2 protein-coding genes are annotated in these 11923 nt (G+C 39.4%); both read right to left on the reverse strand.

Annotated elements, in window-relative coordinates:
* The coding region (locus tag AB1630_06595; protein MEW6103465.1) for a UPF0164 family protein at positions 1–412 on the reverse strand (412 nt) is incomplete at its 3' end.
* A 2-nt stretch (positions 413–414) separates the two neighbouring features.
* The gene (locus tag AB1630_06600; protein MEW6103466.1) at positions 415–11844 is read right to left on the reverse strand and encodes a right-handed parallel beta-helix repeat-containing protein; all 11430 of its coding nucleotides are present in this window, start codon (positions 11842–11844) and stop codon (positions 415–417) included.
* Between the last annotated feature and the right edge of the window lie 79 nt (positions 11845–11923).

Below are 11923 nucleotides of genomic sequence, written 5' to 3' on the forward strand. Positions count from 1 at the left end.
TATTTTTTCCATATGAGCCGGTAAGGCTATAATCACAGGCATCAAAGGAAGAGCCATCACCACTAGGGTTTGAAACGGTAGTCCTTTTTATACGAGAGGAATTGAGCAAGGAAAGGGCGATTCCTATTCCTTGATTTCCAAGAGGCATAACCCCTGCCAGATACTCATAATTTACCTCATTAAGATAGCGGCTATGCATAAATCCGATCCCTTTTTTCTCTATCTTTCCAAGCCCAGCGGGATTGTAGCATATGCTGTCAACATCATCCGAAAGAGCACAATATGCACCACCCATTCCACTTGCCCTTGCACTAACCCCAATATTTAGAAATTGTGCCCCTGATATTCCGGCCTTTTCATCAATTCCATAGCTTGAAAATGCTATTAAGCCAATTACTAAAAGCAATTTCATTTTCATTTCACAATGGCAATCCTACCTGTTGCCTTCTCTTTCTTGTTATTTGTAATTACATAGATGTATATCCCACTTGACAACTCTTTATTATTTTGATTTCTCGCATCCCATTGCCAGGTTCCTTGATTTGTAAGCATAACCTCCCTTACCAACCTACCCGCTAGATTGAATATCCTAATCTCTGCATTTTCGGTCAATCCCTTAAAGGTAATCCCTGAATCCGCTGAGCCATTATAGGGAATGCCATTATCTTTGTCATTGTCATAAGGGACAAATGGATTGGGATAGACGAGGATATTGTCTAGGTTAGGTTGGGTTGTAATGGTTGGAGTTCCTCCTAAGGTAAAGGTTGAGAAATGGGGAGGATGAGCAAAAACAAGGTTATCTGTGCCATTATGATAAGTAAATAATGGTTTCCAGATTCCATTCTCTAATTGATAGATGACAAGGTCTTCCTCCCTTATCTTTGTTCCGCCGACAAAGCCATTGTGTTCTGAATAAGGAAGATAAATGGTTGCTGAGCCTGGTAAGGATTGGGTTCCAAATGGTTGGTTATTTTCATCCTTAAGCTCAATGTTATAGATAATCCCAACAAAGCTAATTCCAAAAGGTGGTGGGGTTGAAAGTGATGTTGAGGTTGCAATATGGACAGTAACATTTGTTGTTCCCAGACTACCCGAACCAAACTCTATCTTTGCTGTTTCTGTTCCTCCAAAGCTTATTGTTCCTTGCTGGGTACTTATGAAAACCGTAATTGTGGCTATTCCCTTTGCGGTTTCATAGGTTGCCGTGATTGTATCCTGGCCTTTATTGGGCGAGGTGGTGATGGCTGCTGGTCCTGTCCAGATTCCATTGGTTAAGGAAATTATGGTTGGGAATATGGAATTTGTGGTATTTGTTAGGGTAGCTGTTCCTGTAGTCGTTGTTGTATTTCCATTCTTGTCTTTCGCAACAACTATTAAGGTAAAAGTAGCATTGGTGGTTGTGGTTTCTGGAGCAGTAAGGGTAAGATAAGAAAGTGCTCCTGAAATGATAGTAATGGTTGTAGTGGCTAATACCCCTGTGGTTGTAGCGGTTATGATGTAAGTTCCTACGGTGGTTAAGCCAGATGCGATGATGGTGGCTGTGCCATTTAGGGTTGTGGCTGTGCCAATCCAAGAATTGTAGCTAAACCAAACCATTGTTCCCTCCTCAACTGGGTTGTTGTTTTGGTCTGTAATGTAGGCAGAAATGCTCGAAGTCCCTTTGTCTGCGTTGATAGTGGCTGGGTTTGCAGAAAGGGTGATGGTGGCTGGCAGACCTGAGACTACCATAATGGTAGTGCTTGCCTGTATCCCGTCGGTGGTTGTAGCGGTAATGGTATATGTGCCAATTGTGATTAGCCCTTGAATTGTAACGGTGGTTGTTCCTTGAGTGGTAGTTGAAGTTTGCGGGATTGTGCCACCTGTAGCAGCCCAATAAACAATAGTTCCACCAGCCACAGGGTTGTTGTTTTGGTCTGTAATGTAGGCAGAAATGCTCGAAGTCCCTTTGTCTGCGTTGATAGTGGCTGGGTTTGCAGAAAGGGTGATGGTGGCTGGCAGACCTGAAATTACCATAATGGTAGTGCTTGCCTTTATGCCGTTAGTGGTTGTAGCGGTAATGGTATATGTGCCAATGGTGATTAACCCTTGAATTGTAACGGTGGTTGTTCCTTGAGTGGTAGTTGAAGTTTGCGGGATTGTGCCACCTGTAGCAGTCCAATAGACGATGGTTCCATCAGCCACAGGGTTGTTGTTTTGGTCTGTGATGTAGGCAGAGATGCTTGAAGTCCCTTTGTCTATATTGACTGTAGATGGGTTTGCGGAGAGGGTAATAGTGGCTGGCTTGCCTGGAATAATTGTGATAATTGCTGTTACAGTTGCCAAGGTAATACTTCCGTATTCTAAAAGGGCTGCCGTATTGGTTATGATAGTATATGGCTGGATGTTGCTTGAGGCTTTAGCAACAATGGTTATGGTTCCTCCTTGGGAAGGGGTAAGTGTTCCCACAAACCACTTGTATTTTATCCCCTCCTGGGTTGTTTCACTGCTACTATATTCAGGCGTTGCAGATTCTAAAGATAAGGTTGCCGGTAAGATGTCGTGTATTTCTACCGAACTTAATGTCCCATCTGTGTAGTAGCTTATTGTATAGGTCACCGTGCCATCAGTTGATACCTCGTGGGGACTAACACTCTTGGTAATAGAACCACTTTGGTATCCCAATAGCCGATAGATAGATAAATGGGATACTTCAGCTCTAACCGTGTTGCTTGCCGTATCCACCATAGAGTCAACCATCTCCCATTCCTGTTTATCCTCATTGAGGTAGAAGATACGCAAATTCCTTTCCTTAACTAATGTCCCTGTCCCATCCACATAGCCATCATTATCTGTATCAGGGTAAGGGATGGTAATTGTTATGCTACCTTTTAATATTACAGATTGATTGGTTGATACACTTGTTAATTTAAAGTCGCAAATTCTATCTTTTAATTCTTCAATTTCTCTAATATTTGGATGTTGTTCTATTTTATTAGTAGCTTCTATGACTGTGGCATATTGAGAATGGCCAGAAGTGATAGGAGAAATGCTGGCAATTGCATCCTCGTGAAGAACATTAGGTCTAATATCCATTCGTGTTCCTGCTTTACCTTCTATAGTCCCTCCTAAATCCATAGATACTTGCGGTGAAGTAAGGTAGATTAATATCCTACAAATTACTTTATTGCTATTAGAATAACCTGATTTTGTGGCAATGAATTCTACACTATAGTTCCCTCCGATATTTCCTGAGGTATTATAGATAGCATTACCCTCTGAATCTGTATCAATGTATATTTGGAGCATCTTTACATTATCAACTATCTCTATCCTTGCACCAGCTATCTTATTGGCATTTTGGTCCAACACTTTAATATTAAAAGCAACCTGTTGATTCTGATAACCCGATTGCGTGGTTGGAGTTACCTTTAAATATAACTGTTCATTCTCATTGTTGGATAGAGATTCTCTTAGAAGTCGAAAGTTACTTTTTACTACAATTGATTTTGGCAATGGTGAGGTTATAAAATTTTTGACATTATCTAAGTTGTCTTCTGCAACCTGGAAGAACCAATCAGCTTTTTCTCCAGGGGATACACTTCCAAATAGTGCACTTGCTACAATTGACAAGAAATTACTGATTGGACCTGTTCCTCTCCAACCATCACCAAATTTCTTATTTGCAGTTATCACACTTCCAGCATGAAACACCATTCCATTTTTTAAATTTTCAATTTCTTGCTCAGAGGTAGAATTAGATACTTTTGAGTAAATATTTCGGACAGCAGAATCTAATATATATCCTGTCTTTACACAGAAATTTGCTATCTGACTTCTCTCAGCAAGCTGACTTCCACTTGACAAGGCATCACTGATTACCAATCCAACACCTAATCCTTTCCAAAAGCCTAAGTGAGCACCTGCAGTCAATATACTAAATGCCGCACCAATTCCATTATTTATCGCCTCTTGCCAGAAACCAGGGTCAGTCGTAATAATATCAAACGCTTCTTCAAAATCATTTTTTCTGCTGTTAATCTCATCCAATGTTTCATTGATTGCCGAAAGCAAAACCTGTTCCTGCATATCATTTTTTATATCCTCTAAATATGCTATCATCTTTGAGATTGCCAAAACTAAATTCGGATAATCCTGTATTTCATTTTTTAGAGTCTCTAAATAGTTTATCTCCGTAGAGATTGCCGAAACTGAATTCGGATCCTGTATTTCATTTTTTAGAGTCTCTAAATATTTTATCTGTTCAGATGGTATATCCCTCCGATTTAAAACCCTAAAAAGTAGATCAATACCTGTCTTAACAATTGGTGTTCCACCTATTTCAATAATTTTTCCCTCGGAGATTTTTAATGCTCCCTTTTTTTCAACAAAACCAGTTAAATAAGGATAAAATTTCTCTATGAATTCATCTGCATACTTCATAGATTGAGCAAAGTTATTTCCTTCACCAAGAGCTGTCTGAAGTGCCTGGTTCCATATTTCATTATTTAAATTTTTTAATGCTTCAGATGTAATATCATTTCCTATTTTTTTTAGCAGAACAGAAACTCCGATTTTTAGAGCATTTTTATCTATTATAACTTCAGCGTTCATCTCAGCCATTTGTAATAATATTTCTCGTAATGCTGTTTTATACATCTCTTTTTTACTTGCAAAGGCATATGTAAAACCAAATATAGAAGCCGCTGGGTGGTTAAGTTGTCCGTCAATGGCAGACCAGGTTAACCAATCAACACTGTCAACTATAAATGGATTTGGGAAAATATATGTTGAAGGATAAAATTTCCAACTCAGATTATCAATAATTTCAGTGATGTTATCATACAAAATCTCATCATTATTATTAATTACAATTGCCACACAGGGGACATCCAAAATAGCATCTTGGGTAAAACCTTCCCTATTACCTAGCAAATGTTCTAAATTAACACTGCTTTGATATAAAAAGGCTACAGAATATTTTTCATTGTTCTTCGTAATTGTATAGATATGAACTCGTTCAGAAGATTTAAGATAGGGAGCAACTCTTTTAAGAATTCTACTAATTTCGCCATCGCTTATATTAATACTATCGTTTTTTACATCATAAATCAGATTGCCCCATTCTTTTGTGTTTATCATAACATATTGACTTATAAATAATATATTTCTAATCCAGGTTTTATTGCCATCAGATTGTTCCAATGTTAATGGCCAAGCATTGGTTGGCTCAAACTGAATTTCTGATAAATATCCTTTCCCTTCATTTTCACTTCCTGTTGTTTCTACATTTGGGTCAAAAAGATAGAATTGAATCTTACCATTTTTTTCTTTATATCCATTCACAACTAAAGAATGATCTTCAGAATCCTGCACCCATAAAATTACAGGCAAACCGAAGTCAATATTATCTTTTAATTTAGTAATGAATCCGTCAAAATTTGATTTATAATCACTTGAAAGGTTCATATAAACAGGAACTCCATAGTATCGGAGTATTTCATCCATCTTATCTATTACTCCAGTTTTATTTGCTACAACTCCATCATCGTTCCATATTTCTTTCCAATTTTCATCTACATTCTTATAAACTTTACGAATCCACTGTCCCAATGTCCAGTATTGTTCTATCTCCCCATTATCCCAACCTTCTACTCCTTTATCTTTGTTTTTAATATATCTGATTATCATTTGTGCACAAGCCAAAGCATCAATAGATTTTGGACTTTCCCAATCATTTGTTTTTTCAAACCTTATTTTTGTTCCATCAACTTTTTGAACAATCGTCTCAGAAGGGGAAACATTAATAACTACCGGGATATCTTTAGGACTTCCTTGGACATTGGGCGAAGAAGAACTTATAGTAATTGTCCCATAATATGTTCCGATAGGACTTAAATCCGATGTATCTATAGTAATATTCAATGTGCCTGGTGCAGGGGTTGATACATTTGAAGGTTCCAAAAGAATCCATGGTTGATTTGTTGTGGCTGACCAAGTAAGATTTCCTGCTCCACTATTGGTAATATGTATAATTCGGGTTATTTTTTCCCCCTGTATTATTTTTCCAATATCTAACGAAGTTGGGGAAACCTCCAATACAGGCAAATTTACTGTTGGGATATTAATTCTCCATATCTCGTCACCCCAGCAAAAAGAAGAAAGGGTTCCATATTCTACTCCAATATGCCAATAATATGTGCCAGGCAGGAAGAATCCTATATAAGGAGTCCATGAGTTAGTTGTTGGATGGGCTAAGCTCTCTGATTCTGCAAAGCCTCCATCAGGATTAACAGCCTTATTCTTTGAAAATTCAATGGTATAAAGTTTTGCCCCTTCAACCGCTGTCCAGCGAAAGGTAGGTGTCCCTCCTGTATTATCTATTGCCCCATCCACAGGTTCTAACAATCTAAACTTCCTTTTACTTATAATTACCCTCATCTCTGCTTGTTTCTTTGGGTATTCATTATCTCCGGCAAACAAAACAATAAATTCATAGAGCAATTCAGGATTTGAATCAAAATTATCAACAGTGAAGGTATAGGTAGCCTCTCCATTTGCATTGGTAAGAGAGGTTGCAATTAGTGCATTATTGCTTTTCCATAGCCAGATGAGCTCTTTATTAGCAAGAGGCATTCCTTGATACATTAGTTTTGCCGTCCAGGTAACCGAGCCTCCTGGATTTACTCTACATTCTACGGGGAAAACAGATAGGGTTGTAGATTTTTGTAGCCCATACCATACCGTCTCTTTATCCTGTGGTTTAACATCAAGGGTTACTGGGTATTGAGTGCCTGGTGAAATAGAATACCCTTGGGGTATATCTATACTAACATTATAAATCCCTTCGGGAACAATGAATGAAAAATTCCCATCCTTATCAGTGGTCGTGGTTTCTCCGGTAGATAATCTTACGGTTATCCCTTCTATCCCCTGGTCTCCACCGCCGTATCCATTTCCATTAGGGTCATTAAATACCTTTCCCAATATAAAACCAGTAGTTTCTTGTCCTTTTTCAAAACAATATAATACCCCAGATAGGTCTCCAAAACATAATCTTTCCTCAGCTACCGCAAGGGAATTATTTGGGGGAACAGTGTTGTATAAAGTCATTGGCCAATATTCCCAAATTCTTATTCCTGTGGCAATGTCACATCCATATATTACTTGTGCGTTTTCATGGTAAAAGTATACTGTATCCTTCGTAATGGTGGGCAAACAATACCCTCCATTAAGTTTTACCTTCTCCTTGCCTGTAGTGCTATCAAATATCTGATTTCCAGCACAGACAATACCTTCTCCCACAGCAATTCCTCTTATATCAAGATTGCTATTAAGCCATGCTTTCCATTTTTCTGTCCCACTTGATGCCTCAAGGGCATAGAGAAAACTATCACTACTTATAATATACACACTTCCATCTTTTACTACAGGGTTTTGCCACGTAATTATAGGATACTGCCACTTTACCTCAAGGGTATTGATATCCCTGGCGTAAAGAAAAGAACCAAATTCTTTATTTTCTGCAAGATAAATTATGTCATCTTTAATTGCTGGAGAAGGACCTGAACCAGTAAGGGAATATGATTTTAGCGCATCATTCTTACTGTCTATAATATACAATGTATTTTCTATTCTCATAAATACCTTTCCCTTATACACAATCGGTGAACTTCTAACATTACCCGATAAGCCAATAACCCCCAGCCATTTGCCTGTCTTTGCGTCTAAGATATGCAATGGGCTTACCTCGTTATCCTTCTCATTTTCAGCGGCAATGTAAATTTTTCCATTTACTATCACAGGGGAGGTAAAATTGTGAACACTCAATTTGTGATTGTAATAATTACAATTACCTGCATCATATTCCCATATCTTATTACCGGTATAAAGGTTGATGCAATATATCATACCATCATAGGTAGTTACATATACCATTCCATCTACAATTAAAGGTGAAGACAAAATCTTAGAAGGTGTCTGGTAATGCCAACTTAATTTTAAAGGAGGTCTCATTGATTGAAGGGTATAAGCAGTATTTGCCGAATCTCTGCGAAACATCGGCCAGGTAGATACCTCAGTGGTAAATGAAAAAGAATAATCCTTGCTTAATGAATTCCCTTTTGTATCCCTAATACCCGTAGTTACAATTACACTATAGTTTGTGTTATAATCCAGCGGATAATGAGGGATAAAAATAGCGGTTTTATTAGTAGTGTCGTAAGTAATCATTCCGGCAATAACCTCTGTTTCTCGCAAGACCTTGAAGGTTGAAGGGTTAAGGGTTGATGAATCAATTTCCTTGTTGAATGTTACCTTGATTTGGGTATCTATTGGGATATTCTTTTGATTTGGACTGGGATAGAGAGAGCTAATTACTAAAGAAGTCTCATATTCAAAGGCATAAAGATAACCATCAGCCGAATGGATATAAACAGTCTTATCTTCAATTGCTGGAGTAGAATTACTTAAATTCCCACCTGTTGCATATCTTTGAATTAAGTTACCTGAATCTGCCTCAATGGCATAGAGCATTTTATCACTTGAGCCAATAAATACAATTCCATCTTTATATACCGGAGAGGCTGTTTCTATTGTTCCACCCGTAGAAAAAGACCATTTTATAGCTCCATTGTTCATATCTAAAGCATAAAGCTTACCGTTTTTACAGCTAATAAAGACTAATTTGTTGGGTTCGGATAGACAAGGGGTAGAATAAATTTCTTCATCTAATTGAGTGCTCCATAGCTTATTACCATTGATATCTATACAATAGAACCTCTTATTTGTCTTACCTGAAATATATATTTTGCCATTCCTTATTATTGCTCCCGAAAAACTTGTATTGTCATTAAATCCTGCTTTTATCTCGCCAGTTATAGCATCTAATATATACAACCCTTTATACTCTTTGTCCCCACTTCGATCAACCACGCATACATTGTCATTTACTGCACAGATTCTTGATATATTCTCCAACTTCCATTTGCTTTCGCCTGTTGTTTTGTTAAATACATATAAGTCAGTATGACAAACAGGGTTATAGTCCAGAACCACAGCATAGAAATAATTATCAAATAGGGCATTCCCTAAAATTCCCTGGCCATTTATTTTATTAGAGCTCCATTTTAATGTTCCAGTACTAACATTAATAGCCTGTATTTGCCACATACCCTTGTAAGTATATACAATATAAGCCATACCTTCTTCATCTAATACTGCAGGAAATGGTTCGGAATTAGTTAAGGGATATTCATACACCTTCTCACCTGTGCTACAGTTTATTCCCTTTATCCCCTCATAAGTATTTACATATACTACCCCATCTTTAATGGCAGGCAGAGGATACCATCCATTGGAAACCATAGTCTTCCATTTTAGCCGTTCTGTTCCTTCTAAAGGGGCAATGAAGATAGATAATTCTTTGGAAGTAGTAGTCCCTTCTTGGTCGGTAGCTTGGACGCTAAAGGTAAATGTTCCTTTCTCCGTGGGTATGCCAGAGATAGTTCCTGTGGATGGCTGAAGGCTTAAGCCTGGAGGTAAAGAACCAGTTGTGATTGACCAGGTATATGGAGGGCTACCACCTCTTGCCGTAAGGGTAGATTGGTAATAACTTTCTATCTGACCTTGTGGTAAAGAATTAGTGATAATCCTCAATGTTGGGGTACCTTGGAATTCATAGGCACCCATATCAACCCTACCATTTACAATCCTTGGGTTGCCATCCTTGTCGGTGGCTGGAATGCCAGGGGCAGTGTTTAACCCTGCATCAATGCAGGGGGAAAGGGTGTCAAGGCGATAATCACTATCAGCAAATTGGGGGTCAGCACAGATGTCGTTTGCTCCAGCCGAACAACCAGAATAATTTTGCATACCACCCAATCCATTATCCCAGACATCGTTGTAGTCAATGGTAGGGGTGCCAGCGGGAGCGTTGGGATAGGCTGTGTCATTAAAAATGCCATAGGCCAAATTATTAGATGTGCCATTTTGGACAGTAATGTTATTGGTGATGGTGAGGGAGGAGTTGTAGCAGCGGATGCCATAGTCATTATTCCCTCTTATGGTGTTGTTAGTGATAGTGAGGAAGGAATCGTAGCAGCAGATGCCATCATGATTATTCCCTGCTATGATATTATTGGTGATGGTGGAGGAGGAGTTGGACCAGCAGCAGATACCATCGGCATCATTCCCCACTATGGTATTATTGATGATGGTGGGGGAAGAATAATAGTTGCAGGAGATGCCATGCAAGCCATTCCCTGATATGGTGTTATTGGTGATAGTTGGGGAGGAGTTGCCACAGGAGATGCCATCATAGCTATTCTCCGCTATGGTGTTGTTGGTAATGGTTGGGGAGGAGTTGCCGCAGCCGATGCCATTACCTCCTTCCTCCCCGCCATTCCCCACTATGGTGTTATTGGTAATAGTTGGAGCACTTCCATTTATGCAATGTATTCCACAATTACCCCCAGTTATGGTAAATCCCGTGATTGTACCCTTTGTATTACTGCCATCAAAGGCTACGGTGTTTGTCCAGCCAAGGCTCGTGGCGGTAATTGTGCAAACATCTGCACCTGCACCAATTAAGGCAATATTCTTGTTGATATAGATTGCCTCCTGATAGGTTCCAGTAGCAACCTTGACTGTGCCGCCAACCGGGCACACATCTATTCCTGCCTGGATTGTGGTGTAAGTTCCTATAAGTGTTCCTGAGGAATTGTAGACTGTAACCGAGTCTGTGGTGGGAGGTGGGGTTGGGGTGCCTTGAAATTCATAGGCACCCATATCAACCCTGCCATTTACAATCCTTGGATTACCATCTTTGTCGGTTAACGGAATGCCAGGGGCGGTGTTATTGCCTTTGTCAATGCAGGGGGAATTAGTTGATAGTTCATAGTTCATAGTTGATAGAAATTGGGGATCAGCACAGATGTCATTCGCTCCGGGAGAGCAATTGTAATAATTTTTAGAGCCATCTATTCCATTACCCCAGACATCGTTGTAGTCAATGGTGAGGTTACCACCTACAGTATTGTAGATGCCATAGGCAGAAGCATTGGTTGTGCCATTTTGTGCAATAATATTGTTGGTGATGGCTGGGGAGGAGTCGTTCTTGCAGTAGATGCCATCATCGCTATTCTCCGATATTGTGTTATTGGTAATGGTTGGGGAGGAGTTGTCGCAGTAGATGCCAGTGCCATTCCTCGAGATTGTGTTGTTGGTGATGGCTGGGGAGGAGGAATTGTAGCAACAAATGCCATCATCGCTATTCCCCGCTATGGTGTTGTTGGTGATAACTGAGGAGGAGTATTCGCAGTGGATGCCATAGCTATTCCCCGCTATGGTGTTGTTGGTGATGGCTGGAGAGGCTTGCCAGCAGACGATGCCATACAAGATATTCTCCACTATGGTGTTGTGTGTGATGGCTGGGGAGGAGTTCTCGCAGCGGATGCCATAGCTATTCTCTGATATTGTGTTATGCATAATGGTTGGGTTTCCATTTTTGCAATATATTCCATTGCCCGTTAGCCAGTATCCACTTGCTCCAGTTATGGTGAATCCAGTGATTGTGCCATCTGCATTGGTTACGGTGTTTGTATCGCCAAGTCCAGATGCTGTAATTGTGCAGACATCTGCACCTGCACCAATTAAAGCAAGGCTTTTATTGATATAAACCGCCTCATTGTAAATTCCAGCCGCAACCTTGACTGTGCCATCAATAGGGCAGGCATTTATCCCTGATTGGATTGTGGTGTAGGTACCAATAAAATTATTGTTTGCATCATATACACTAACCGCACCTAAGGTGCAGGCAGACTGGCTAATAATAAATAGCGATGTAGTTGTTGATACAATAATATCCATTTTACCATCCCCTGTTATATCTGTTATTTGAACATTCCGAATCTCTCCAGATGGTGATGTATAATTCCATTCTTCAATT

This window comes from bacterium (genome assembly GCA_040753555.1).
Classification (GTDB): Bacteria; UBA9089; UBA9088; order UBA9088; family UBA9088; genus JBFLYE01.